Source organism: Microseira sp. BLCC-F43, from assembly GCF_041929235.1.
In the GTDB taxonomy this organism is placed as follows: domain Bacteria; phylum Cyanobacteriota; class Cyanobacteriia; order Cyanobacteriales; family Aerosakkonemataceae; genus Microseira.
This window is the reverse complement of record NZ_JBHFNP010000142.1, coordinates 18,509-42,053: the sequence shown is the minus strand read 5'-3', so window position 1 is coordinate 42,053 and position 23,545 is coordinate 18,509. Positions and strand designations below refer to the sequence as shown.

Below are 23,545 nucleotides of genomic sequence, written 5' to 3'. Positions count from 1 at the left end.
ATTATAATCTACTGGCTTTGACCTAGATGATAATATTGATTAATCTTAACTAATATTGACGGCAGATAAATCTGCTCGTGTCGCGTTTGGGCCCCGCAATGAATTGACGGGGCTACCACGCTCCCGTAATTTTTAGGTGTGCCGCCGCTGCCAGTGAAGACGCCACTATTATTCCCCCCATCGATTATACCTGTAAAAACAACAGTGCCATTGTTGTTGATTGTCTGGTTTCTCAAGCCGCTAAATTTGCCACTGGTATCGACGATGGTGGTCAGATTCCCATCTTTACTGGTGAAAATACCTTTACCCCCTGCATCCAAATTAGCGTGGAAGGCAACGGTGCCGCTGTTGTTGATGTCCACGACGCTTCTGGTACCTAAGTCGCTGTTCACAAAACTGCTAAATATACCACTGGTATCGACAATGCGGGTCAATGCCCCACCATTGCCGATAAAAATGCCTTCGCCCCCTGCTCTCAGACTAGCGTCGAAGGCAACAACACCGCTGTCGTTGATTCCAGGTTCCCCGGTGGGGAAGCCACTCAAGATGCCACTGTTGTCGGCAATCTTGGTGAGGGTGAAGGCATCTGCCGAGCTTATATTAAGCAAGCTCATGCCCATGGCGATCAATGCTGCCACTGATAATTTGGTAGCTGGAATCATAACTATTGAACCTGTCAAAATTAGGGATTGACTGTTAATTCTTGTTCGGCTGATTTCATTGCCTCCCCCGGATGTGCGTAACACAAAACAACCCCAGGGCAGGCATCGGAAATTACCAGATTAATTTTAAGGATAATTTCATTGTTTATAGTCATACTTCACCCGTTTTTTTACTAAAAAAATATAATATAATTGAATTAGTAAAAAAAATATAAAATTTAAATTTTTATTGGAAAATTTGCCGATTAATTCATTATCTTATGATAAAATAAATAGTTTTACTTTGCGGGGCGTTACTTTCTGAACGCAGACTACGCATCAACAGAGAGTTACTAGACTTCTGTACATGCCGTCAGGCTGCACTCGAAGAGTAGTAACTCAAGTTGCTAGTTATCTCGTTATGGCTGCTAATCGCTAATGGCTAATGGCTAATGGCTTGTAAGGACCCGCGCCGCGTAGAAATATTTCTTGTTTACCGACAAGATAACAGCGCAAATGCTGCGCCCCTACTAATGGCGAAATCAGGAAAAATGCTGACTTTGAGCTGGCGCTATGAGCTTAACTCTGATTATCTACCCCAATAGAAGTCTCAATAAACCTTTCTAGAAGCGCGTTCGCGCAGCGTGCGCGCCCTTGCGTATCGCTCCTCCCCCATGATAATTTTGGATGGCAGCGATTCTCCGACCCAGACGCTACGCCAGCGCCTTTATTTCATTGCATTACGCTCGCTTTTTCTTGAGAACAGAACCAGCGCCCCATACACCAAGACCTAATAATCCCAAAACAGAAGCAGGTTCGGGAACTGATTTCGACGGCAGTGCTGAGAAGACTTCGCTGGTGCTGAATGACAGGTTATTAAAGCTAGGGTTTAGAGATACCAGAACATTAGGAGGTAACCCGTCAACAGCAAATGTTTGCCCTTGAGTTGTTCCAGGATTTGACTCTGTATCCACTTTCAGGTGTAAAGGTGTTTCAGGAGAAAAATCTGGCTCGCTGAGATTAATTGCTGCAACCAAGTCCCAAACCGGGTTAGGATCGTTGTTACTTTGAATCACAGTCAAAGCAAAATCTAAAAATTCGGAAGCAATGATACTTTCAGGAGTTCCGGTAGCCAACCATGCTGCTTGATCGGCACGAGAAAAACTGATCTTGCTCGTCGCATCAAGGGGAGTCAACTGGATTTTTAATCCTTTATTTCCCGCTTCAAATACTTCCTGCGCCGCCACCGGATCGAGCCAAATATTAAACTCTGCAACCGCATTTGTTCCAAAGGGTGGCTCTGGAAGCACTTTGAGATTCCCTGGAACGAAAACTGCGCCGCCCATGATTTCTACTATCGAGATGTTGTTGATAATAGAAGGGTCTAGCCGCAGTGCCTCTGCAATATTTGTCAAGGGACCAGTTGCCAATATTGCCACGGGATCTGGGGACTGTTTTATCGTCTCCACAATCAGTTCTGCCGCTGGTTTGGTTTGAAAGGATGGGGCTGTGGGTGGCAGGGTGACAAAGGGCGACCAAAACGTATCCGAGGCATCTCGAATGAAGTTTGGAAAGGCATTGTTTCCTGCCAAAGGATTGGGTCTACCAACACCAAGCGGGATGTCACTCACATTCAGCCGCCCTAGCATTCGCTCCAAATTATTGACAAAAATTGGCGGACGGGCAATTCCTTGGGCAATCGTGATGGCTTTAATATCAAACTTAGGATTTGCCAGCATATATGCTAGTGCTGTCATCCCATCTTGGCTACCGTCATCATCAACAATCAAAGGAGTGGGTTTTGAGGTCAAAGTTGCACTCAAAGCAGATTGACTGTGAAAGCCAAAATCAACAGCGATCGCTACCGATAAAGCAGCCGTTGTGGCAGCAGCAGTTGCAACTTTAGTCAAGATGTTTTTCACAGTTTTTACCTCTATGTGATTGGGATGACTCTTGGTAGAAGCGTCAGCATTGAAACTGACTGTTGATCTCGCCTGCCGATTGCTGCAACCCAAGGTGTTTGAGGTGCGATCGCCTCTTCATTGACGACAGAATTAAGAAGCGATCGCACGAGTGTTCATCGAGACTAAAATAAAGTCAGTTGAATTTTTACGACCGAGCTAGTAACCCTTAAGCTTCTGCTTTCTGGGCGGCTAGCTTTTTTTTGCCCTTTAAAGTTGCCCCTAACGCACCGAAGGCAAGTAAACCCAAAACCGAAGCCGGTTCGGGAACGGCGGTACTAGAGAAGGTTAATTTAGGGTCTTCTGCTGCACAAGTCGGAGTGTTGCATTCTCTGTAGCTTGACACTGCTGAATCGTAGTAAGGGTTGTATTTGTTACCGTCAACCGTTTGGAAGCTCAAGCCTGCAAAAGTTAACTTAATATCCTGGTTTGGGAAGAACAAATTATCATTGGGAACGGTATCAGGTCCTGTTGGATATGAACCGACTGGAAGCAAGCTGCTAATGGCAACTCCATTCCTTTCACCAGTCATCCCTGTTATCAGAAAAGATCCTGGATCTGTTCCTGGATCGCCAAGGGTTAACGTTCCCGTGGCATTGATTCCTGTTCCGCTATAGGAAAAGTTATACAATTGTGCGGCAGAAACTGGAGAAGATGCCATCAGCATTCCAGCAGCAACTGCTTGACTTACTCCAGCCAGAAGTAGAGATTGTTTTAGTTTCATTGAGGATCTCCTTTTCAATTGTTTGAACTGGAAAATCGAACCTTGAGGTACAAACGCTACTCAATTTGTGTAGATCCCTCCAGCACTTTCGCTGATGTTTTAGGGATCAGATTTATTGGCGCTAAGCGTTTTGGGAAATTGCGATCGCTCTAGTCTCTGGTGTTGGCGAAGCCTTCCCCAGATTTGGCGATCGCACAAGTGTTTATCGAGGTTAAAATAAAGTCAGTTGAATTTTTACGACTGAGCTAGTAACCCTTAAGCTTCTACTTTCTGGGCGGCTAGCTTTTTCTGGCGCTTTAAAGTTGCACCCAACGCACCGAATGCAAGTAAACCCAACACCGAAGCGGGTTCAGGAACCGAAGCCTGAACGTCGATACCGCTGGTAGGTACTGCAAATTTGCTGGTTACATTGCTTCCGTCCACAGTAGTTGCTGAGATGACTTTAGAGACAATAAAATCCGTCTTACCGTCATTCACTAATTGAGGCACAGAGTAACTGACGTTCAACAGTTCCAAAATTGTATCTGGAGCAATTCCTTGTCCACCAGGAAAATTAACCGTAAATACAACTTTTGACAAATCAGTCTGGTCGCGAACAATTTCAACCGGACCTAATAGTGCTAGGCTTTCAGGGGTTTGAACAGGGTTCGGTGATGCCAGTTCAGCTTCATCTCGCACTCCTTCAAACAACAGGGACTTTAAAGGACTGGAGAGACCTGATGTGTCTACCTTGATGCTAAGGCTGAACCCATTTGCCCCAGTTGTTCCAATCGCATCTTCGATCGGATCGCTATCTAATTGCGAACTGGGAGTGAAGAATATAGAAGCACTATAGGCTGGTGCAGCCGCCAGGGACAACGCCGCCATCATCCCTGTGGTAGCAGCCATTTTGATTGCAAAAGTTTTCATGGTTTTTACCTCTTAAAATGTGTGAGTTGGGTAATTCAACCTTGAGGTACAAACGCTACTCAACTTGAGTAGCTGCCTCAAGCGCTATCGCCTGCACGTGCTTGTTAGCGTTGGAGCGATACGCAAGGGCGCGCACCCTGCGCGAACGCACGAGAGTTCGTCAAGGCTAGAATCAAGCTAAGTTGAATTAGGTAATTTTTCTATCGCCTACCTTTCATTGCACTACGATTGCTTTTTCTTGATGGCTGAAGTTGCACTCAATGCCCCAAGAGCGAATAAACTCAAGACAGAAGTAAATTCAGGTTATTGTTTGACGACTATATTTCCTGAATTGCTATCTCCGATCGCATCAGGACCTGATTGAGGAACCTGATACAGTGATAAGTCGGTATTAACCGTTCCTTTTAAATAGGTCTCGCCCGCTACTTCACCCCCCACATCTATTAATCCAAATATTTCTTTTGTTACCGTGTTGAAGTTGAACTTGAAATATTGACCCGTTGATATTCCATTCACAACGTTATTGTAAGTGGCGATTAGATTAGCCGATAAATATAAGAAAGAGATCTTGAGGGATTGTAAAACCTTAGTCTGCCCAGATCCACTTTCTAAAAACGTTGCTGGGGCTGTGTTTTCATCATAACTAAACGAGCCTGTAGCTGAATAACCCCCATTCCCATTCCAGCTAAAGTCATATGTCATGGCTTGAGCAGGGTTGTTAGCACAAAGAGCGATCGCCACCAATAAAGCAACCGTTGTCGCAGCAACAGTTGTAACTTTAGTCAAGATGTTTTTAATCTTTTTACCTCAATATTTATCAATGCCATAAAGTTTTAGAGAGTAGGGACATGGCAACAGAGATATTTTGGCTAGGCCAACAAAGTTAATCTTGCCATGTCCCTACAACTTATGCTTTTTCAGAGGAGACTAGCTTTTTATTGCGCTTTAAAGTTGCACCCAACGCGCCGAATGCTAGTAAACCCAAAACAGAAGCGGGTTCAGGAACTTGGCTAACTGTAATAGCCCCAGAATTGCTATCTAATGTGATTGAAGTTCCCTTTTGATCCACATCCTGACCCAATCGCAAGAAACTACCAATTGTTCCCGACAAGAATTGTTCTCCGATTACGCCCTGACCCCCTCCTACGTTAAAATTACCAAACAGGGTTTGAGTAGAAGTATTAAAATTAAATCGGAAGAAATCAGATTCAGATACTCCGTTAGTAACGGTATTAAAGGACTGGAGCGGCGTTCCGCCTGGACCGAAGAAAGAAACCATTAAGGATTGTAGGTCCTTAGTCGGTCCAGCACCACTTTCGGAAATGATCGGTCCGGCTGTGGTTTCGTCGTAGCTGAACATCCCCTTTGCTGAATAGCCACCATTCCCTTGCCAGTTAAAGTTAAAAGAGATCGCTTGGGCTTGTTGAGCCATTATTAAAGATAAAGCAGCTGCTGTCGCTGCGGTAGCTGCAATTGCAGTGAAGATGTTTTTCATGGTTTTAACCCCTATGTTGATGGTGTGAGTTAGGTAATCGAATTTGAGGTACGATCGCTACCCAGATTGAGTAGCTCCCTCAAGCGCAATCGCTTGTGACATTTCCGTAAGTCCTGACTGAGCTAGTAACCCTTAAGCTTCTGCTTTTTGGCAGGAGACTAGCTTTTTATTGCGCTTTAAAGTTGCACCCAACGCGCCGAATGCTAGTAAACCCAAAACAGAAGCGGGTTCGGGAACTCGGCTAACTGTAATAGCCCCAGAATTTTGATCCACTGTTATCGCTGTTGTTGCTTGATTGGCGGTCTGCTTTAATTCCAACTTACTACCAATTGTTCCTTGCAGGAAGTTTTCTCCGTCTATAAATTTTCCTCCTGCTACGTCAAAATTGCCAAATAAGCTCTGAGTGGAAGTATCAAAATTGAATTTGAAGAACGGAGATTCTGATACTCCACCAGTAACAGTATTATAAGTTCCTAGCAGGGTATTAAATGGATCGAAGAAAGAGACACTCAGGGATTGTAAATTTTCGGTCTTCCCGGGACCGCTTTCTTCAATTTTTGATGGTGCTGTCGTTTCGTCATAGTTGAACGTCCCTAAAGCTGAGTAGCCCGCGTCACCTTTCCAGCTAAATTTAAACTCGATCGCTTGAGCCGGATTGACTGTTTCTAAGGCAAGCGCCATTCCCAGAACAGCACTAGCGCTTACAGTCGCCGCAATTTTATTCCAAAGGTTGTTCATGGTTTTTACTCCTATCTTGATTGGAACAATACACGTTTTGAAGCTATCGCCCTGTTGGATTCCCTTAGATGATTAGCGCTTCACCCCTTGCCATCGGTAATTTTTCTATCAATTTGAATTGTTTCTACGTAATATAACTTATTAAATTTTATTGTCTAGACAATAATTCAAATTATATCCGGAAAAACCATTAAATAAATTTTCCAACATAAACTGTGTTTTTTATGTGAAGTTATCATGAATTTTTAGATATATCAACGGGTATTTATGTAAATTTATCGTAAAGTTTTGAGTACAGTACTGACGCAAGAAGATCCGAGAAACCGGGTTTCTGGCGGCGCTCTCTGGTTACAAAGCTAGGATCTTTCCCAGAAATCGGGTTTCTTGGCGTAAGTCCTAAGGTAGATTCAGAGCTGGCACCATTTTCAATTAGCCGAGGAATTACGCAAAAAAAACTAAGGTGATACGAAAAATCGTGGGTTTAGACGCGCTATATTGACGCATCACCTTTGTTTTTGGCTTGGCGTGCGTAAGTCCTGTAGCCTGATAAATCCTACCTTTCCTACCTTTCCTACCTTTCCTAGGTCAGAGTGCTGGCTTGGCTCCCTGGTGTCAAGAGAGAGGGAGTACACCTGCCACGCTATTCTGGTAAAGAAGCTACTCAACGTTATCCAAGTTCCTTGCCGTGGCAACTACTGAGCGCAAACCGTTTCTGTTGGATTTTGAAAAGCCGCTAGCGGATTTAGAGGCACGCATTGACCAAATTCGCGAACTAGCTGCCGAAAACGGCGTGGACGTATCCGAAGAGATCCGCCAGTTGGAGACGCGGGCGGTGCAGCTGCGCCAAGAAATCTTCAGCGGTTTGTCACCCGCTCAGCGGTTGCAAGTTGCTCGCCATCCCCGCCGCCCCAGCACCCTCGACTACATTCAAGCCATCAGCGACGAATGGCTCGAACTCCACGGCGATCGCGGCGGGTTTGATGACCCGGCTTTAGTCGGCGGCGTGGCTCGTTTGGCGGGGCGTCCCGTCGTCATTCTGGGACACCAAAAAGGAAGAGATACCAAAGATAACGTCGTGCGTAAATTCGGCATGGCGTCCCCCGGTGGATACCGCAAAGCAATGCGGCTGATGGAACATGCGGATCGGTTTGGGATGCCAATTATCACATTTATCGATACCCCAGGCGCTTGGGCGGGGGTAGAAGCAGAAGAATTAGGACAAGGGGAAGCGATCGCATACAACCTGCGCGAAATGTTCCGTCTCAATGTCCCCATCCTCTGTACAGTCATCGGTGAAGGCGGATCGGGGGGTGCGTTGGGGATTGGAGTCGGCGATCGCTTATTCATGTTCGAGCATTCCGTCTACTACGTTGCTTCTCCCGAAGCTTGTGCCAGCATTCTTTGGAAAGATGCCGCTAAAGCGCCCCAAACAGCCTCTGCCTTAAAAATCACCGCCATCGATTTGAAACAATTGGGTATTTTAGACCAAGTATTGCCCGAACCCTCCGGCGGCGCTCACGCCGATCCTCTAAAAGCAGCAGCAACCCTCAAGCAAGCACTGTTGCAGAACCTGGAGGAACTGTCCCAGTTAACGGCTCAACAGCGTCGCGAACTGCGCTATCAAAAATTCCGCAAAATCGGCGTGTTCGCGGAAATCTCTGCCTAGAGGTACTTGCTTGCGCTAAAGACGCAATTGCTAGTGATATAATTATCAGGGGAATGTAAAGATTTTTAACGTTCCCATCATCTTCAAGGGTTGGTCGTGATATCTCTCACGCTCTAGTTCAGAACCTACAGACAGCATTTTTCATCCCTCGTACAAGGCGGTACTCCCTCCTGGGTGTGGCTGTTCAAGTGTCGGGTTTAGTTATAAAAAATACCCCAACACAACTGCTTTCACCCAATCCAACCCCCTGTGTACGACTGAAAATGGCTGCGGTTACTGATTGCTGTATGAGAATTTACACAGTCTGGCGCTGCTGAAGCAATGGAAGATTGCATGAATTATACCAAAGAACGACACGCTCTGATTACAGGAGCCAGCAGCGGCATTGGCAAAGCAGTTGCTTTGGCGTTTGCTGAAGCTGGAATTCACGTCGCCTTAGTGAGTCGATCAAAGGACAAACTAGAGGCGGTGGCTGAAAAGGCGACCTCGTTAGGGGTAAAAGCTCAGGCATATCCCCTGGATTTGGGCGAGATCGACCAGGTAAAACCAAAAATCAGCGCGATCGCCTCTGATTTTGGCGCGATAGACATCCTGGTCAACAACGCCGGGATGGGGTACACCGCCACGGTTATGGATACTCCCCTATCCGACTGGCAACGGGTAATCGACCTAAATTTGACCAGCGCCTTCCAGTGCATCCAGGGAATTTTACCGATGATGCGGGCTCGCGGCTCAGGGACAATTATTAATGTCAGCTCGATTGCCGGTATCCAAGTATTTCCAAACTGGGGAGCATACTGTGTTAGCAAGTTTGGCCTCATGGCTTTGTCTAAAACCTTAGCAGCAGAAGAACGCGCGAACGGAATTCGCGTCACCGCGATCTGTCCTGGTTCTGTCAATACTCCCATGTGGGATACGGACACAGTTAATGCTGACTTTGACCGCGCGGCAATGTTGACGCCAGAAATTGTGGCGCAGTCAATTTTACATACGGTGCTACTACCAGAGAAAGCAGTAATTGAAGAGTTAACCCTCATGCCTAGCGCTGGCACACTCTAGGTTGCTGTCTCGTTTTTTTCCCGATTCTTTTGCACTAATCCTACAAAGACAGATCATAACTATGGCTCCTTCCAACGGTTCCAATGGCTGCAATGGCGGTTCGCGATCGCTTCTAATCGGCAACGACGAACTTTCTCGCGTAGCAACCCGCCCTGACCGCAATACGTTAAACGGTGCAGAACCTAAATTGCAACCCCCTACGGCAGACCAAAACGAAAAGATGATAGATGCCGTGCGGGAAATCATCATTGGAGTGGGTGAAGACCCCAATCGGGAAGGATTGTTAAAAACGCCCAAGCGCGTTGCAGAGGCGATGCGCTTTCTCACCAGCGGTTACAATCAATCCCTGGAAGAATTAGTCAACGGCGCTATTTTTGATGAAGGCCATAACGAGATGGTTCTCGTGCGGGATATTAGTTTCTTCAGCTTGTGCGAACACCACATGCTACCGTTTATGGGCAGGGCTCACGTCGCCTATATTCCCAACCAAAAAGTTGTGGGATTAAGTAAGTTGGCACGCATTGTAGAAATGTATTCCCGTCGCTTGCAGGTGCAAGAGCGGCTGACGCGCCAGGTGGCTGAAGCAGTTCAGACTATTTTAGAGCCAAAAGGCGTTGCCGTTGTGATGGAAGCTTCTCACATGTGTATGGTAATGCGAGGCGTTCAAAAGCCAGGTTCTTGGACTGTTACCAGCGCTATGGTAGGCGTGTTTCAAGACGAGCAAAAAACTCGCGAAGAATTCCTTAACTTGATTCGCCATCAACCGGCATTTTTTTAAGGGGTAATTGGGAATTGCAAGCTTGCAAGCTTGCAAGCTTGCAAGCTTGCAAGCTTGCAGATTTTAGATTTAAATTCACTTCTAAAATCTAAAATTTAAAATTACCAATTACCAATTACCCATTACTTATTACCAATTCCCAATTTTTCAAACAGCTTGGCTACTTTGTCTAAGTCTTTGTCTCCAGGCGAGCGCTCCACTCCACTCGATAAATCGATACCGCCCGGTTGCAATTGACTCAAGGCATCTAAAACGTTATCCGGGGTCAGACCACCGGCGAGCAACCAAGGGCAACTGGGGTGAAATTGCTGTAAGCTACTCCAGTCTATTGTTGTGCCGGTGCCTCCCAGCATCTGAGGATGGTAGGCATCTAGCAATAGGGTATCGACCCAAGGCATATAATTTTCTACCTGGTCTAGCGCTGCTTTTGTGCGTACTCTTAATGCTTTGATAATTTCCACCGCTCCCAGTCTTTGTCGCAGTTGTTGGCAAAATTCCTCTGTTTCATCCCCGTGCAACTGGACGCCATTTAAACCAGCCTCTGCAACCGTTTGGCAGATTTCCTCAACCGTGGCATTGGCAAATACGCCGATTCGGTCAACTTTGACTGATAAATCCTTGACAACTGCGTTAATTTGTGCTGAGGTGACGTAACGCGGGGAAGTTGGCACGCAGATAAAGCCTAAAGCGGTGGCTCCCATGCGAGCGATCGCAACTCCCTGTTCCGGTATAGTAATCCCGCAAATTTTAATTCTCATTACCGATTACCGATTACCCATTACCCATTACCCATTTTTGTATCAAAGTTTTAAGCATATGTTAACTCTTAAAACAAATTGCAGCGTTGTAGGACGGTATTTTGATAACTTTTGTTGTTGTTTAGCGAGATAGGAAAAAGATTTTGCTTAACTCAACTTTACTTTTGGCAGTACAGGCTACCGTTCCCACAACCACCGAGTGGACTCCGACGGTAGGTCTGGTGATGATTTTGTGCAACCTGTTAGCGATCGCGATTGGTCGTTATGCGATTCAAAATCCCGGTGTAGGACCAGATCTGCCCGCAGACAAACCGGCATTGTTCCAGAAATTCGGCATCCCTGAGTTGCTGGCGACCATGAGCTTCGGTCACATCCTGGGCGCTGGGGTCATCTTAGGATTATCAAATGCGGGTGCGCTTTAACGGTCACCTGTGAGTGAAACGTATTTAATTTCCCTTGTCGTTCTATAATCCCCTTTGTGCCTTAGTTTCTCACAGCAGGAGAAAGAATCTTGATTCACTCGATTTTACTTGCAGCTCAGGCTACCGTTCCGGCAACGCCAGTTTGGTCTTTTAAGATTGCACTGGTGATGGTAATTTGCAACATCCTTGGACTGGTGTTCGCCCGCATCGGCACTCAGGATCGGGGAACCAAACCGCCCTCACCCATACCTGGATTTGGCTTCCCGCAATTGCTGGCGGGTACTTGCTTCGGTCACATTCTGGGAGCTGGTGCTATCTTAGGTCTGACCAACATTGGCGCGATCTAGGTAGTCGAATTTAAATTACCTTCGCCTGCGGAATCGGTAGCGCTGCTATCGATTCCATTTTCATTTTTGGTGCAACTCGCCCGCAGCGGCGCCAGGATGCGTAAGAATAGGTGTAAAACTCTATTTTTAGGAAATTTTTATGCAAACAGGTTGGCGTATCGGGTCTATATTCGGCATCCCCTTAAACATTGACCCTTCTTGGTTGATTATTTTAGGGTTTTTTACCTTTGCCAACGGGTTGGATTTAGTTTCAGAAAATCCAGAGTGGGGTTTCGTTGCTTGGGTGACTGGTTTTTTAATCGCCCTGCTGCTGTTTGTCTCCGTACTGCTGCACGAATTGGGTCACAGTTTGGTAGCGCGATCGCAAGGCATTAAAGTAAATTCGATTACCCTGTTTCTGTTTGGCGGTATTGCTGCCATCGACCGGGAATCCCAAACCCCCGGACAAGCCTTTCAAGTCGCGATCGCAGGCCCTCTCGTCAGTTTAACCTTATTCGCCCTACTAAGTATTCTATTTTTCCAAATCCCCCAGTCGAGTCCGGCGGGGGTTGTAGTGGGAAACTTAGCCCAAATTAACTTGGTTTTGGGATTGTTTAACTTAATACCCGGTTTGCCTTTGGATGGCGGGCAGATTTTAAAAGCCGCCGTGTGGAAGATTACCGGCAATCGCTTCTCTGGCGTCCATTGGGCGGCTAGAACTGGACAAATTCTCGGTTGGTTGGCAATTATTTCGGGTCTGTTCTTTGCTTTTACAACAGAAGAATTCGGTTTCTTCTGGATTGCTTTACTCGGCTGGTTTGTGCTGCGAAATGCCACCGCCTACGATAGCATGACCAATTTGCAAGAAACTTTATTGCAGCTAACCGCAGCAGACGCAATGACGCGGGAGTTTCGGGTAATCGATGCCAATATGACCCTGCGTCAATTTGCCGATGATTACCTTTTAGAAGCCAAGGAACCCCAGGTATATTTTGCTGCCTCTGATGGTCGCTATCGCGGTTTAGTCTCAGCCGAGGATTTGCGGTCAGTCGAACGCAGTTTATGGGAAACTCAAACGGTTCACACCATCGCTAAACCCCTCGACCAAATCGACACCGTTGAGGAGAAAGCCTCCCTCGTTGATGCAATCAATAAATTGGAAACAAAACAATTGGGTAGAATTACGGTACTTTCTCCAGCAGGAGCGGTGGCGGGAATAATCGATCGGGGGGATATAGTGAAAGCGATCGCGACTGCCCTCAAGTTTTCCATTCCGGAAGCCCAAATCAAGCGCATCAAACAAGAAGGCAGCTATCCCGGAGGGTTTCCCATTCCGGCGATCGCAAAAGCCGCAGCAGAAGCTCAGCAGCAACAAACCCCATCTGAGCTAACATCCGCTTCCAAATAAGAATAGTTCTCGATTAGTGTTGGTGGTGCGTTAACCCACCCTTTTCTCTTGTGGGATGGGCTTTTCTCTTGTGGGATGGGCTGTTCTCTTGTGGGATGGGCATCCTGCCCGTCTCACCCATCTCAGGTGAAAGATTTGAGTCTATGCTACTCGATATCAAAATAGAAACCATTTTAGAAATAAACTTTCATCTATATCTACAATAATTCTCATTTACCAACCTAAAAAATAAGTCTAAGTGATACTACTTATAAAAAATTCACTGACATACTTTAGGTATTAATGCGGAAGCGCGCCCCGCATTCTCGTTATAAATTTGTAATACTTCAATTTGAGCTAAAGAGGTAGTATAAATGCTTAGCTTTACAATCTGGCTGATAGTTTCCTTAATTGCGGTTTATATCTACGCCAATTCAAATGACGAAATGGCTTATCTGTGCGCGACCATTTCAGTAGTCAGTATAATTGCCAGCTTGGTTTTAGCACCTTGGCAGATCAAGTTATTGGTTTTAGTGCTGGTACTGATGAGTCAAGGACAGCCTTGGCAGAAAAAATCCACGATACCCTCCCAGACCAAGAAGCTGGTAAGCTTGAGCAATGGCGAGAGCAACCCAAAAGCCGCCTCAAATAACACCGAGGGAAAACAGCGAGATTTAGTTGAGACTGCAACCCGTCCAACCTTTGAGTTAAAGTATCGCGGCGTTAGCATTAAGAGTTAAAGGCTCTAGTATCGGTTGAGCCTCAATTGCTTGCCATTCGTCTGGTGATAGCGGTTGCATCTTTAACTGAACATCGAAACAACGCGACGCACTAGCAGTTAAAGCATCTATGACGGTTGGAATTAGTCGATCTTGCCGCCTTGAAAGCGGTATATCTATTTTTGAGATTTCCGCCTCACCGAATACCCGTTCAAACAGATCTAGATTTGGATACAAGCGCATTGAACCATGTTGCAGAACGGTATTACCCCGACAAAGTTGGGCGCTGCCAATCAACTTAGCATTATTTGCCAACACTAAATCCGCACCCGTAGCAGTGCCAAAACAGTTGGGATTGCGAATGTAACCGCGTCCAGCGTTACCGTAGTGTAATTCAACGCCAAGCGATCGCCACCCCAAAATCAAAAACTGGCATAATCTGCGATACACCTGCATCCGACTGCCAGAAAGACCCGACGTGACAATGGCATAAGTCAAATCTCCCTGATGCAGCACCGCACGTCCACCCGTAGGACGCCGCACCAACTCAATTGGCTTTCCTTGCCAAGTTAGATCCTGCCAAAACTCAGGCCATTTATGTTGGTGATAGCCTAAAGAAATAGCAACGGGCGACCAAGTATAAAAGCGTAAAGTAGGCGGATGCAAACCCAATCTGTGCTGTTCTAGCAACCAACGATCGATTGCCATTTGCACCGCACCAGGTGCTTCCAGTAAAGGAATGAGACGCCAATGAGTCATATCATGTCCGCTTGAATACCCATAGTTCGGACGCTCCGCGGGGACACGGGGACACGGGGACGCGGAGAGTTTTAATTAAGCGCTATTTGCCGGACATCATATCATATCATGTCCGCTTGCTGCGGTAGCGTTAGGCTTAGGGTGAGCAGGTGGGAGGGAAAAAAACAGCTTTTCGCACAATCGACTATATACAACCGATACAACCGGACATGATATCATTATTTATTAGTTTTTTTTGCTAATAGCTAATAGCTAATCGCCACTGAACAATTAGCAATTAGCAATTAGCAATTAGCCAATAACTACTGAGAAAATTCGGCTTGCAAAGCCTCATCATTGTTATCTGCGATCGCTGCCACAATTGTAATAGCGCGAGAAATTTCCCCTGGTGAAAGCTCGGCAACGGTACGAGAGGATAGGACTACTACTTGGTCGTTAATAATGGCGAAACGCGCTTCAAAAGTTTCAGCCCCGTTCATTTCTAATAATTTACGCATTAATTGCGGTTCGTTTTTGGCAGGTAGGTTTAATACTGAAGACCAAACGGTTAAAGTGTCTTCATCGGTCGAACCAGTCAGTTGCACGAACACTTCAACGCTACCATACCTAAACTTCCAGAGATGACCCGCATCGGTTTGGCTAACCATTGCGGTGTTATCCTGGTCGAGACTGGAGATAACGGTTTCAATCACCTCTACATAATTGATTTCCATCTCTTCCTCTAATATCTCGTTGACTAGCTCGTCGGGAGATAGAGTTGGAGTGGAAACGGTTTCCGGATCGGGTTGGAAGGTTGTCATAGAAATTTACCGTCAGGATGCCAAACCCAATGTATCGCCTTTGGGACGCTTCTGCTAGAAAAGATGGGGCAGGACTTACCCACGACGAGGCTTATTCCCGGTTTCACAGTAGTAGCACAGCAGCGGAAATCTTCTTTCCAAGGGAAGATTTGATGATTGCCGTGCCCCTGGGAGTGTGCCAAACCAGGATTTTTGATCGCAACTTATTCGCGGTTTCACAGTAGTAGCACAGCAGCGGAAATCTTCTTTCCAAGGGAAGATTTGATGATTGCCGTGCCCCTGGGAGTGTGCCAAACCTTATTCGCGGTTTCACAGTAGTAGCACAGCAGCGGAAATCTTCTTTCCAAGGGAAGATTTGATGATTGCCGTGCCCCTGGGAGTGTGCCAAACCACGATTTTTCATCGAAAGCGGGAATGGCAAATAGCAGATTCGATTAAATCTGAAATCTAAAATCTGCAATTTATCATTCCCCAGTTCGCAGGTTCCTAATTCTTAGTTTCTGCTGCTTTCTTTTGCTGAGGAATCGCGCTATTTATCCCGTTAAGGAACATCGGCACGAATTTTTCCACAAACGCCTGCGGATCGCGATTCCAAGCCCGCTGCGCCACATTCAGACGAGTGGACTGCAACTGAGGTGCCAGAAGCGTTTCCGGCAGGCGTTCCATTAAGTATTGAGGACGTTGCCATACTGGCATGGTATTGGCGATTTCCAATAGGTGATCCAAGCGGCGCAATTCGGCACCGAAGGTGATATCCATCCCAGCTTCATAGGCAGCTTGTTCGATAGCGACGTATTTCCGCTTAGCTTCTTCAACCTTTTGGCGATGTTCAGGACTCTTTTTGGCAATTTCTGCCAGCTTTCGGTTACCCCAACGGACGTGTCCGGCTTCTTCGGGGAAAATCTTTTCGATGGTTTCCCGAATCTTAATATTTTCTTCGGTTTGGGGAGCCTCTTTGAGGGCGTGAATGTGGGCGGCGAAATATTCGCAACCCCGTTTTTCGGTAACGTTGATAGCGGCTAAGGAAGAAATTATTGCATCTTCACGATGGTGTTCTGTGACATAGGATTCCCAGTCGATCAGCCGTTCAAATTCATCGATATAGGAAGTACCGGGTGGCGTGCCGATATCTGCACCCAAGTCTACCAACAAATCGGTCAACCACATGGCATGACGGGCTTCGTCCGAGATGTGATGGGATAAGTCTTTTAGCAGTTCTTTTGGCTTACCGTTGAGCTTCTCGATCAAGTCGGTGAGGTCTTTGCAGCTGCGTTGTTCGTTGTAGCGGTAGCGATTGAGGGTGATTAAATGGATTTCGCGATCGCGTACCACTTGCGCCATGATCTCGCGCGCACCCAGACTGTTTTGTAGTTTACGAGGATATGCAACCGTCATGATGAATACTATTTATTGCGTTTTGTCAACGACAGATTTAATCCTAACGCAGCTTCCCCGGTAGAAAAAAACCACCCAGAGAGGGTGGTTTTTTTTACTTAACAGGACTTAGGCAAAGAAACCGGGTTTCTCTGAAAAGAAACCGGGTTTCTAGGATCGTTGCGCGTAAGTCCTACTTAAAAAACAATTGCCTTTTAGACATCGTAGTAGAGGGCAAACTCGTAGGGATGGGGACGCAGCCGCATCGGGTTGACTTCCTTATCGAGTTTGTAAGCGATCCAAGTTTGGATGAAGTCTTCGGTAAACACGCCGGTGTCGGTCAAGAAACTATGGTCGTTCTCCAATGCTTCCAGGGCGCCTTCCAGGGAACCGGGAGTAGAAGGAACTTTGCTCAACTCTTCAGGGCTGAGTTCGTAGATATCCACATCCAGGGGTTCGCCCGGTTCAATTTCGTTCTTGATGCCATCAATTCCAGCGCAAAGCATTGCAGCAAAGGCTAGATAGGGGTTACAAGTGGCATCGGGACAGCGGAATTCTAACCGCTTGGCTTTGGGATTGGTTCCAGACAGGGGAATGCGGACGGAAGCGGAACGGTTACCTTGGGAGTATGCCAAGTTCACGGGTGCTTCAAATCCAGGTACCAGACGCTTGTAAGAGTTAGTGCTGGGGTTGGTCAACCCTAACAGTGCGGGGGCGTGTTTGAGGATACCGCCGATATAATTCAGTGCCATTTTGCTCAAACCAGCGTACCCGTCGCCCGCAAACAGGGGTTGTCCATCTTTCCAGATCGACTGGTGGGTGTGCATCCCAGAACCGTTATCGTTGAATAGCGGTTTGGGCATGAAAGTAACGGTTTTGCCGTATTTCTTGGCAACGTTCTTGATGACGTACTTGTAAGTCATCAGATAATCTGCGGCTTCCACCAACTTGGCGAAGCGGAAACCGAGTTCGTTTTGACCGCCGGTAGCAACTTCGTGGTGGTGTTTTTCAATCGGAACGCCGCATTTTGCCATCGTCAGCAGCATTTCCGTCCGGATATCTTGCTGAGTATCGGTTGGCGATACTGGGAAATAACCTTCTTTATAGCGGGGTTTGTAGCCCAGGTTTGGTCCTTCTTCTTTACCCGAATTCCAACGACCTTCCACCGAGTCTACGTAGTAGAAACCTTTGTTTTCACTTTGGTCGAAACGGACATCATCAAAAATGAAAAATTCTGCTTCTGGTCCGATGAAAGCTGTATCGCCAATTCCGGTGGAAATTAGGTAATCTACCGCTTTTTGGGCAATATTGCGGGGACAGCGGCTATAAGGTTCGCCCGTGCGAGGTTCTTTGATGCTACAAATCACGCTCAGGGTTGGTTCTGCCATGAACGGGTCGATCCAAGCAGTTTTTGGATCTAACACCATCGTCATGTCCGATTCGTTGATCGCTTTCCAACCCCGAATGCTGGAACCGTCGAAAGGTACGCCCGCATCGAAACTACTTTCGTCGATTTGGTCGTGGTATAGCGAGAGGTGCTGCCAGATTCCCGGCATATCAACGAACTTGAGGTCAATGATTTGGATGTTATTTTCTTTGACGTAATTTAATAACTCTTGCGGGGTCTGGAACATGAATTACTCCGTGGTTGTTGAGCTGGCTACAATCTCGATACTGATATATGGTCGCTGATGAAGGGGCAAATCGAAATGAATAAAACCTGAAATTTTTCTGGTTACCTTACTTGCGTCAGATTCAATCGAAAGAGTTTAGCTGTTTTCAGCTAAATCTACACAGTAGATGGCAATGTCTGGCATTTGTGGGGCAGGTAGAAAGCCCTCGACCGGGCTGTTGCCCAACTACAAAATGCCATCTGTCCTTGGTCTATTGCCCGTGTTTCACGCGCCGATTATCTAGTATACCTGCATCATGCTAGAGATAGATCTTTCAAAATTATGTAGCTTTTGTTACAAAAATTCGGTTTTCCGGGGTGAAATGGGGTCACAAAGGTTAAAAATTGTAGCTAAATTAACAGAATGTGGCAGGATGGCCTATATTAAAGATTAATATGGTAACAATAACTACAGTTTATCGCGGGCATAACAATGGCATTTAACACGCAGGCGGATTGGGAAAGGCAAGAGGCATACCAGTACAGACCAGGACAGCGGGTGGAACTGAAGCAGCGCCCCGGTGTGGTCGATACGATCGCCGAATACGACCCGATGATGGTACCGCCGATCCAGTTGGTGAATGACCCGCAGCCGAGATATCCAGAAGAGTTAAACGTAATGCCGAAGGTGCCTACCCACTGGTTCGGTGAGGTTGGGCAAAGCAAGCTTCAAAGCCGAAATAGTCGTTATAGTAGCAGTCGCGTCAGAGAAAAGGCTATCTTTTAGTTTTGTAACAAGCACGCCCAAAAGCGATGGCGCTTCAAAGTTGGGGGTCTGTTTTGTTGTAAACTACAATCGGCTAGCAATCAAACGCCAATATAATTGTGCTTCCTGGCTGTTCCTGGATCGTATCGATTCTTCAATTGTCGGAAGCTTGAGCCTGTCTGATAGTAACAAACCTTCCCAGGCAAGCAAAGTAATTCAGCCATAGCAAAACCCCCAATAGAACATCGGAGATCAATTTCATGCGCGATGCAGTCACAACGCTGATTAGAAATTACGACATTACAGGTCGGTATTTAGACCGTGATGGCCTGGATAAGTTAAAAGATTATTTTGCCACGGGTACGGCAAGGGTTGCCGCCGCTGCTGTAATTAATAGCAATGCCGCGACAATTGTCAAGCAAGCAGGCTTGAAATTGTTTGATGAACTGCCAGAATTAATTCGTCCTGGTGGAAACGCTTATACCACTCGCCGTTATGCCGCCTGTCTGCGGGATATGGATTATTACCTGCGCTATGCTAGCTATGCGCTGGTAGCAGGCGATACCAACGTCCTGGACGAACGGGTGCTGCAAGGATTGCGGGAAACTTATAATTCCTTGGGCGTACCGATTGGACCAACGGTTCGCGGTATCCAAATTATGAAGGATATCGTGAAAGAGTTGGCGGCAGAGGCGGGAATTGCCAATACCTCGTTTGTAGATCAACCTTTTGACCACATGACGCGGGAATTTAGCGAACAAAATACGTAAATTTCAGATTTGGGATTTTGGATTTTAGATTGAATCTGAATTCTGAAATTGGAGCGATCGCGCGTTTTTCCTGATGAGGGGAGGGGGTGCGATCGCTTGTTGTATTGAACACCTTGAGCCAACCAAAGATAAACTATGAAATTACGACAGAATATTAATGCGTTTATCCGTCCGGGCGAACAAAAAGGTTATGTAGCCGAGTGCTTAGAAATCTCCCTAGTGACCCAGGGAGAGACTTTAGATGAAGTGGCAAATAATCTCGTTGAGGCAGTTACTCTCCATTTGGAAGATGAAGATCCGGCAGAATTTGGATTAGTGGCAAAGCCGACAATAATATTAACTTTTGAATTACAGCCAGAATATGCCTAGAATCAAGAGATTATCGGGTGCTGAAGATTTAGTAGGGTGCGTTAGCGATAGCGTAACGCACCATCTACAAAGTTTTTGATACCCTGCGCTGCGTTAACACACCGTACAAAAGATTATTATTTTATGAACCGCAGAGGCGCAGAGGACGCAGAGAGAAGAGAAAGGAAGAGTTTTTATTAAACATATAATTCTGCCACATTTTCGACTGCACCTAAAGTCAGAAGTGTCTGTTTCTGACCATCGGTTAAACCTTTAATTCCTGCGATGTTTGTACCTTCGTAAGGTCTAGGTACTCTGAGGGTTTTCAAACATTTATCTGAATTGACGTGCCAAAGCTTAATTGTCGCATCTGAGCTACTACTAATAATAGTTTGGTTATCGGAACTCAAAGCAACTGCTCTGATTTGATCGGCGTGTCCTTGTAAAGTATTCAGACATTCTCCCGTGCTGGCATCCCAGAGTTTTAAAGTACAATCGTGACTGCCGCTGACTATAAATTTACCGTTGAAGCTGAATCCTACAGACCAAACTGAACTTGTATGTCCTTGAAGAGTTTTAAGACATTCGCCGGTAATAATGTTCCAAAGCTTTAAAGTACTATCTTCACTAGCGCTAACTAAGTAATTTCCATCAGGACTAAAAGCAAGCGATCTGACGTTATTACTGTGTCCCTGTAAAGTCTGGAGGCATTCTCCAGTTGTAACATCCCAAATTTTTATCGTGCGATCATCGCTGCCACTGGCTAAGATCCCTCCATGCCCCCCTTGGTAAGGGGGGTTTAAAATCCCCTCATGCTGCCCCCCTTGGTAAGGGGGGTTAGGGGGGATCGGACTAAAAGCAACAGACCAAATTGCATCTTCATGCCCTTGAAATGTGTTAAGACATTTCCCTGTTTCGACATCCCACAGCTTGATTGTTCTGTCATAGCTTCCACTAGCAATTGTTTTACCGTCAGGACTAAAAGCAACTGCCAAAACCCAACCATTATGCCCGTCTAAAGTTTTAATACATTCACCCGCGTCAGCATCCCAAAGTTTGATGGTGTTGTCGTTACTACCACTGGCTATGATCCCCCCATGCCCCCCTTGGTAAGGGGGGTTAGGGGGGATCGGACTAAACGCAACCGTCCAAATCCAATTAGTATGTCCTGCTAAATCGTGAAGGCATTGCCTTGTCTTAAAATCCCAAAGTTTGAGAGTTCCATCGATACTGCTACTGACCAATTTTTTACCATCTGGACTAAAAGCAATTGATACCGTCCACCATCCGTGTTTTTGAAATGTGGCAATGGGTTGTTCATCTTCAATTCTCAATAGATGAATTTGACCGTTAGAATCCCCGGCGGCAAAATAGTCTCCATCTCGACTGAATGCTAAGGCATGAATTCCGCCAAAAGATTGCGTAAAAACTGATTTGCTGAGGTCAGAGTAGGAAAGGTTAACTTCTTGTAAGTTTATCCCTTGAAGATAAGCTTGCCAGATGGTAAGATGGGAAAAATTGTAATGTTTTAAATTAGCCTTCAAATGACATAACAGATTCAGAATGTTTCCGCCTGTGTATCCTGGTTTAAGGGGAGAAGCTTCGCGTAATTTTGCGAGGATACAATTAAAATGATTTTCTAGGTTGACTTGACTGTGAAAACTATCAATGAGTCTTTGTTTAACTGGATCGAGAATGTTTCTGGTTTGACTTTCTCTGATATAATCTTTGCTAGAAGCGAGAATTAAAGCGTGGCTGTTAAATAGTTCAAGTTCGCCTGTTTCTAATTATTGGCATACTTTTTCAATCAGTTTCTCGGTGATGTACTCGATTAATACGGGTTGAAGGGTGAAACGGTTTTCGCTTTTTTCCAGGGGGAGTTTGTTGTGGAGCGATCGCAAACTCTCCGCCACTCTTTCTTTGGCGATACTTGAAACAATATCGTCCTTCAAATTTGCAACAGAAATTGGCTCCCGATGTATGGCTAGCCAGTACAGTATTTCTTTTTCGCAATCGGACAATCGCGCAAAGTGCCAATCTAATAATTCCCGCAGATGGGCGAAAATAGGTTTACCTTGTCGCAAGAATTCGGAAATATCGCCTGCAAATTCATCTCGGATATGATGGGCGGCAAATTCTAAAGCTAATGGATTGCCATTGTAAAATTCAATCAATTGTTTCCATTCGTCATCTGAACCAGAAAAATCACCGATTTCGTTAAAGATATGCCGTCCTTCAGAAGCCTCCAAACCTTTTAATTGTAAGAAACGAACTGGTTTATGCTTTCCTTCTAATCGCTCAATTTTATCGATCTTTTCGCGGATGGTTAAGATTAAGCAGCTTTGATGGGGTACTTCTCCTATTTTTTCCAACAGTTGCCCGTAATCTTCATATCCTGGTTTGCATTTTCCGGCGGAATTACCTGCTTCTAGGATTGTTTCTACATTATCCAAAATTAACAGACAGCGATGGTGTTTTAAATATTGGAGTAAGAGCGATATTTGCTTGTCTATTCTGTCTGGTAGATCGGTTGAAAGTTGCTGGGAAAGAAACTGAATCAAGTCGGCGATAATTTCCGTCACGGGTGGGGCGTTGAGAAGCGATCGCCAAATGACATATTCAAACTCATCTTGAAGCGATCGCGCCAATTTCAGCGACAGATCGGTTTTCCCAATTCCGCCTTTCCCTAATTTTACCGACACCGCTGTTTTGCCAATCCCACGGATGCCCAAAATCGCGACTAGACGACAGCGATCTTCAAGTATCCATTGCTTGAGTGTGACTAATTCTGCATCTCGTCCAAAGAAAGTAGGGACATCCGGCGCATCTGCCCAATCTTGATGTGGAACCTCACCCCCCCTGCCCCCCTCTCCTGCGAGGCGAGGGGGGTGTGATGAAGCCCAATCTTGATGCGAATCGACCTCACCCCCCCTGCCCCCCTCTCCTGCGAGGCGAGGGGGGTGTAATGAAAGCCCCTCTCCTTGCAGGAGAGGGGTTGGGGAGAGGTTTGTTTGTTCAACAATTTCTTGCCAATCCAGTTCTAAAATCTGACAGTAAGCTTTAAACGATCTGGCTTTAATCGCGTGTCTTGTAGTTAAGCAAGCAAATCGACTCCAAGTTCCATAAGAAATATCTTTAGCAAGAATTTCGCCTGCATCGATCAGGTTTTCAATCCGTTCTAAGATTGAACCTTGTTGAGATTGTAAAACTTTTAGTTTAATGGCATTGATATCTCGATTTTGCTCGACTCGAAACAGCTTTTCCCAATCTCGCAGCCATCTTGAATCGTTAGGATTCCAGTTATTTCCCATCCGATGTTGTTCAATTAAAACTTTGCTGGCTTCTTTGAGAGGTGTGGTGTCTTCATATCTCACCGTCCATCCTCTTGTTTCCCTAGCTTGTTTGATTTTTACTTGTCCTTGCTTGGATGCTTTCAACCCTATCATGCACTATATTCGTTATTTGTCAACCTCTTTTGGGATCAGTTTACCATTGATCTGAAGCGATCGCGACTTTAGCAAGAAAATTTATTA

At 45.9% G+C, this 23,545-nt stretch carries 26 protein-coding genes; 11 read left to right on the top strand and 15 right to left on the bottom strand.

From position 1 onward, the window contains the following. Positions 1-8: 8 nt before the first annotated feature. The 8 genes from ACE1CM_RS20070 to ACE1CM_RS20035 form a co-directional block, all read right to left on the bottom strand. Positions 9-662 (bottom strand): choice-of-anchor tandem repeat NxxGxxAF-containing protein, encoded by a 654-nt coding sequence (locus ACE1CM_RS20070; RefSeq protein WP_374879685.1) that lies wholly within the window; start codon positions 660-662, stop codon positions 9-11. A gap of 20 nt (positions 663-682) precedes the next feature. Continuing rightward, entirely contained in the window at positions 683-817 is a 135-nt protein-coding gene (locus ACE1CM_RS20065) for a hypothetical protein (RefSeq protein WP_374879683.1), read from the bottom strand. Positions 818-1,381: 564 nt separating this feature from the next. Further along, positions 1,382-2,563: a nucleoside hydrolase gene (locus ACE1CM_RS20060; protein ID WP_374879681.1), complete on the bottom strand. Its 1,182-nt coding sequence runs from the start codon at positions 2,561-2,563 to the stop codon at positions 1,382-1,384. A gap of 208 nt (positions 2,564-2,771) precedes the next feature. Beyond that, entirely contained in the window at positions 2,772-3,326 is a 555-nt protein-coding gene (locus ACE1CM_RS20055; RefSeq protein ID WP_374879679.1) for a PEP-CTERM sorting domain-containing protein, read from the bottom strand. A 255-nt stretch (positions 3,327-3,581) separates the two neighbouring features. Next, the gene (locus ACE1CM_RS20050; RefSeq protein WP_374879677.1) at positions 3,582-4,235 is read right to left on the bottom strand and encodes a PEP-CTERM sorting domain-containing protein; all 654 of its coding nucleotides are present in this window, start codon (positions 4,233-4,235) and stop codon (positions 3,582-3,584) included. A 303-nt stretch (positions 4,236-4,538) separates the two neighbouring features. Beyond that, entirely contained in the window at positions 4,539-5,021 is a 483-nt protein-coding gene (locus tag ACE1CM_RS20045; protein ID WP_374879675.1) for a hypothetical protein, read from the bottom strand. A gap of 121 nt (positions 5,022-5,142) precedes the next feature. Beyond that, positions 5,143-5,730, bottom strand: coding sequence for a PEP-CTERM sorting domain-containing protein (locus ACE1CM_RS20040; RefSeq protein ID WP_374879673.1), 588 nt, complete (start codon positions 5,728-5,730; stop codon positions 5,143-5,145). Positions 5,731-5,862: 132 nt separating this feature from the next. Next, entirely contained in the window at positions 5,863-6,468 is a 606-nt protein-coding gene (locus ACE1CM_RS20035; protein ID WP_374879672.1) for a PEP-CTERM sorting domain-containing protein, read from the bottom strand. 685 nt (positions 6,469-7,153) lie between these two features. On the opposite strand from ACE1CM_RS20035, the gene accA reads away from it, so the two are divergent. The 3 genes from accA to folE all read left to right on the top strand — a co-directional run bounded on the left by accA (position 7,154) and on the right by folE (position 9,971). Next, positions 7,154-8,134 (top strand): acetyl-CoA carboxylase carboxyl transferase subunit alpha, encoded by a 981-nt coding sequence (accA, locus tag ACE1CM_RS20030; RefSeq protein ID WP_374879670.1) that lies wholly within the window; start codon positions 7,154-7,156, stop codon positions 8,132-8,134. 333 nt (positions 8,135-8,467) lie between these two features. Then, the gene (locus tag ACE1CM_RS20025; RefSeq protein WP_374879668.1) at positions 8,468-9,193 is read left to right on the top strand and encodes an SDR family oxidoreductase; all 726 of its coding nucleotides are present in this window, start codon (positions 8,468-8,470) and stop codon (positions 9,191-9,193) included. 55 nt (positions 9,194-9,248) lie between these two features. After that, on the top strand, positions 9,249-9,971 hold the full coding sequence (folE, locus tag ACE1CM_RS20020) for a GTP cyclohydrolase I FolE (RefSeq protein ID WP_374879689.1): 723 nt from the start codon (positions 9,249-9,251) through the stop codon (positions 9,969-9,971). 122 nt (positions 9,972-10,093) lie between these two features. Here folE and ACE1CM_RS20015 read toward each other — a convergent pair whose 3' ends face one another. Beyond that, positions 10,094-10,729: a phosphoribosylanthranilate isomerase gene (locus ACE1CM_RS20015; protein WP_374879666.1), complete on the bottom strand. Its 636-nt coding sequence runs from the start codon at positions 10,727-10,729 to the stop codon at positions 10,094-10,096. A gap of 143 nt (positions 10,730-10,872) precedes the next feature. Between ACE1CM_RS20015 and psaK (ACE1CM_RS20010) the strand changes: the two genes are divergently transcribed. From psaK (ACE1CM_RS20010) to ACE1CM_RS19995, 4 genes are all read left to right on the top strand, one after another. Then, entirely contained in the window at positions 10,873-11,151 is a 279-nt protein-coding gene (psaK, locus tag ACE1CM_RS20010) for a photosystem I reaction center subunit PsaK (RefSeq protein WP_374879665.1), read from the top strand. Positions 11,152-11,240: 89 nt separating this feature from the next. Further along, the gene (psaK, locus tag ACE1CM_RS20005) at positions 11,241-11,498 is read left to right on the top strand and encodes a photosystem I reaction center subunit PsaK (RefSeq protein WP_226587707.1); all 258 of its coding nucleotides are present in this window, start codon (positions 11,241-11,243) and stop codon (positions 11,496-11,498) included. Positions 11,499-11,637: 139 nt separating this feature from the next. Beyond that, positions 11,638-12,885 carry a site-2 protease family protein gene (locus ACE1CM_RS20000; protein ID WP_374879663.1) on the top strand — a complete coding sequence of 416 codons (1,248 nt, stop codon included), beginning with the start codon at positions 11,638-11,640 and terminating at the stop codon, positions 12,883-12,885. Between the two features lie 353 nt (positions 12,886-13,238). Then, on the top strand, positions 13,239-13,604 hold the full coding sequence (locus ACE1CM_RS19995; RefSeq protein WP_374879661.1) for a hypothetical protein: 366 nt from the start codon (positions 13,239-13,241) through the stop codon (positions 13,602-13,604). Here ACE1CM_RS19995 and ACE1CM_RS19990 read toward each other — a convergent pair. After that, the gene (locus ACE1CM_RS19990; RefSeq protein ID WP_374879659.1) at positions 13,572-14,342 is read right to left on the bottom strand and encodes a biotin/lipoate A/B protein ligase family protein; all 771 of its coding nucleotides are present in this window, start codon (positions 14,340-14,342) and stop codon (positions 13,572-13,574) included. The genes ACE1CM_RS19995 and ACE1CM_RS19990 overlap by 33 nt on opposite strands. 302 nt (positions 14,343-14,644) lie before the next feature. Further along, positions 14,645-15,142, bottom strand: coding sequence for a YbjN domain-containing protein (locus ACE1CM_RS19985; RefSeq protein WP_374879658.1), 498 nt, complete (start codon positions 15,140-15,142; stop codon positions 14,645-14,647). A gap of 29 nt (positions 15,143-15,171) precedes the next feature. Here ACE1CM_RS19985 and ACE1CM_RS19980 point away from each other — a divergent pair, with 29 nt between their 5' ends. Further along, positions 15,172-15,366, top strand: a complete 195-nt coding sequence (locus ACE1CM_RS19980) for a hypothetical protein (protein ID WP_374879656.1) — start codon at positions 15,172-15,174, stop codon at positions 15,364-15,366. Positions 15,367-15,628: 262 nt separating this feature from the next. On the opposite strand, the gene ACE1CM_RS19975 is transcribed toward ACE1CM_RS19980, so the two are convergent. Both ACE1CM_RS19975 and glnA read right to left on the bottom strand, forming a co-directional pair. Further along, the gene (locus ACE1CM_RS19975; protein ID WP_374879654.1) at positions 15,629-16,537 is read right to left on the bottom strand and encodes a ferritin-like domain-containing protein; all 909 of its coding nucleotides are present in this window, start codon (positions 16,535-16,537) and stop codon (positions 15,629-15,631) included. 194 nt (positions 16,538-16,731) lie between these two features. Further along, a complete protein-coding gene (gene glnA, locus ACE1CM_RS19970; RefSeq protein ID WP_374879653.1) occupies positions 16,732-18,150 on the bottom strand; it encodes a type I glutamate--ammonia ligase in 1,419 nt (472 codons plus the stop codon). A gap of 471 nt (positions 18,151-18,621) precedes the next feature. Between glnA and ACE1CM_RS19965 the strand changes: the two genes are divergently transcribed. The 3 genes from ACE1CM_RS19965 to ACE1CM_RS19955 all read left to right on the top strand — a co-directional run bounded on the left by ACE1CM_RS19965 (position 18,622) and on the right by ACE1CM_RS19955 (position 20,033). Continuing rightward, a complete protein-coding gene (locus tag ACE1CM_RS19965; RefSeq protein WP_374879651.1) occupies positions 18,622-18,915 on the top strand; it encodes a hypothetical protein in 294 nt (97 codons plus the stop codon). Positions 18,916-19,154: 239 nt separating this feature from the next. After that, positions 19,155-19,664 carry an allophycocyanin subunit beta gene (apcB, locus tag ACE1CM_RS19960; RefSeq protein WP_374879649.1) on the top strand — a complete coding sequence of 170 codons (510 nt, stop codon included), beginning with the start codon at positions 19,155-19,157 and terminating at the stop codon, positions 19,662-19,664. Positions 19,665-19,799: 135 nt separating this feature from the next. Then, positions 19,800-20,033, top strand: coding sequence for a type II toxin-antitoxin system HicB family antitoxin (locus tag ACE1CM_RS19955; RefSeq protein ID WP_374879648.1), 234 nt, complete (start codon positions 19,800-19,802; stop codon positions 20,031-20,033). Positions 20,034-20,209: 176 nt separating this feature from the next. Here the strand turns inward: ACE1CM_RS19955 and ACE1CM_RS19950 are convergent, their stop codons facing one another. Next, positions 20,210-21,556 (bottom strand): WD40 repeat domain-containing protein, encoded by a 1,347-nt coding sequence (locus ACE1CM_RS19950; protein ID WP_374879646.1) that lies wholly within the window; start codon positions 21,554-21,556, stop codon positions 20,210-20,212. Positions 21,557-21,799: 243 nt separating this feature from the next. Further along, a complete protein-coding gene (locus tag ACE1CM_RS19945) occupies positions 21,800-23,458 on the bottom strand; it encodes an NB-ARC domain-containing protein (protein ID WP_374879645.1) in 1,659 nt (552 codons plus the stop codon). Positions 23,459-23,545 lie beyond the last annotated feature (87 nt).

Bases quoted from the DNA above. Each gene is read 5' to 3' on its own strand.
- ACE1CM_RS20070 (WP_374879685.1), bottom strand. From the start codon at position 662: ATGATTCCAGCTACCAAATTATCAGTGGCAGCATTGATCGCCATGGGC.
- ACE1CM_RS20065 (WP_374879683.1), bottom strand. From the start codon at position 817: ATGACTATAAACAATGAAATTATCCTTAAAATTAATCTGGTAATTTCC.
- ACE1CM_RS20055 (WP_374879679.1), bottom strand. From the start codon at position 3,326: ATGAAACTAAAACAATCTCTACTTCTGGCTGGAGTAAGTCAAGCAGTT.
- ACE1CM_RS20050 (WP_374879677.1), bottom strand. From the start codon at position 4,235: ATGAAAACTTTTGCAATCAAAATGGCTGCTACCACAGGGATGATGGCG.
- ACE1CM_RS20040 (WP_374879673.1), bottom strand. From the start codon at position 5,730: ATGAAAAACATCTTCACTGCAATTGCAGCTACCGCAGCGACAGCAGCT.
- ACE1CM_RS20035 (WP_374879672.1), bottom strand. From the start codon at position 6,468: ATGAACAACCTTTGGAATAAAATTGCGGCGACTGTAAGCGCTAGTGCT.
- ACE1CM_RS20025 (WP_374879668.1), top strand. From the start codon at position 8,468: ATGAATTATACCAAAGAACGACACGCTCTGATTACAGGAGCCAGCAGC.
- ACE1CM_RS20015 (WP_374879666.1), bottom strand. From the start codon at position 10,729: ATGAGAATTAAAATTTGCGGGATTACTATACCGGAACAGGGAGTTGCG.
- ACE1CM_RS20000 (WP_374879663.1), top strand. From the start codon at position 11,638: ATGCAAACAGGTTGGCGTATCGGGTCTATATTCGGCATCCCCTTAAAC.
- ACE1CM_RS19995 (WP_374879661.1), top strand. From the start codon at position 13,239: ATGCTTAGCTTTACAATCTGGCTGATAGTTTCCTTAATTGCGGTTTAT.
- ACE1CM_RS19990 (WP_374879659.1), bottom strand. From the start codon at position 14,342: ATGACTCATTGGCGTCTCATTCCTTTACTGGAAGCACCTGGTGCGGTG.
- ACE1CM_RS19985 (WP_374879658.1), bottom strand. From the start codon at position 15,142: ATGACAACCTTCCAACCCGATCCGGAAACCGTTTCCACTCCAACTCTA.
- ACE1CM_RS19980 (WP_374879656.1), top strand. From the start codon at position 15,172: ATGTATCGCCTTTGGGACGCTTCTGCTAGAAAAGATGGGGCAGGACTT.
- ACE1CM_RS19975 (WP_374879654.1), bottom strand. From the start codon at position 16,537: ATGACGGTTGCATATCCTCGTAAACTACAAAACAGTCTGGGTGCGCGC.
- glnA (WP_374879653.1), bottom strand. From the start codon at position 18,150: ATGTTCCAGACCCCGCAAGAGTTATTAAATTACGTCAAAGAAAATAAC.
- ACE1CM_RS19965 (WP_374879651.1), top strand. From the start codon at position 18,622: ATGGCATTTAACACGCAGGCGGATTGGGAAAGGCAAGAGGCATACCAG.
- apcB (WP_374879649.1), top strand. From the start codon at position 19,155: ATGCGCGATGCAGTCACAACGCTGATTAGAAATTACGACATTACAGGT.
- ACE1CM_RS19955 (WP_374879648.1), top strand. From the start codon at position 19,800: ATGAAATTACGACAGAATATTAATGCGTTTATCCGTCCGGGCGAACAA.
- ACE1CM_RS19945 (WP_374879645.1), bottom strand. From the start codon at position 23,458: ATGATAGGGTTGAAAGCATCCAAGCAAGGACAAGTAAAAATCAAACAA.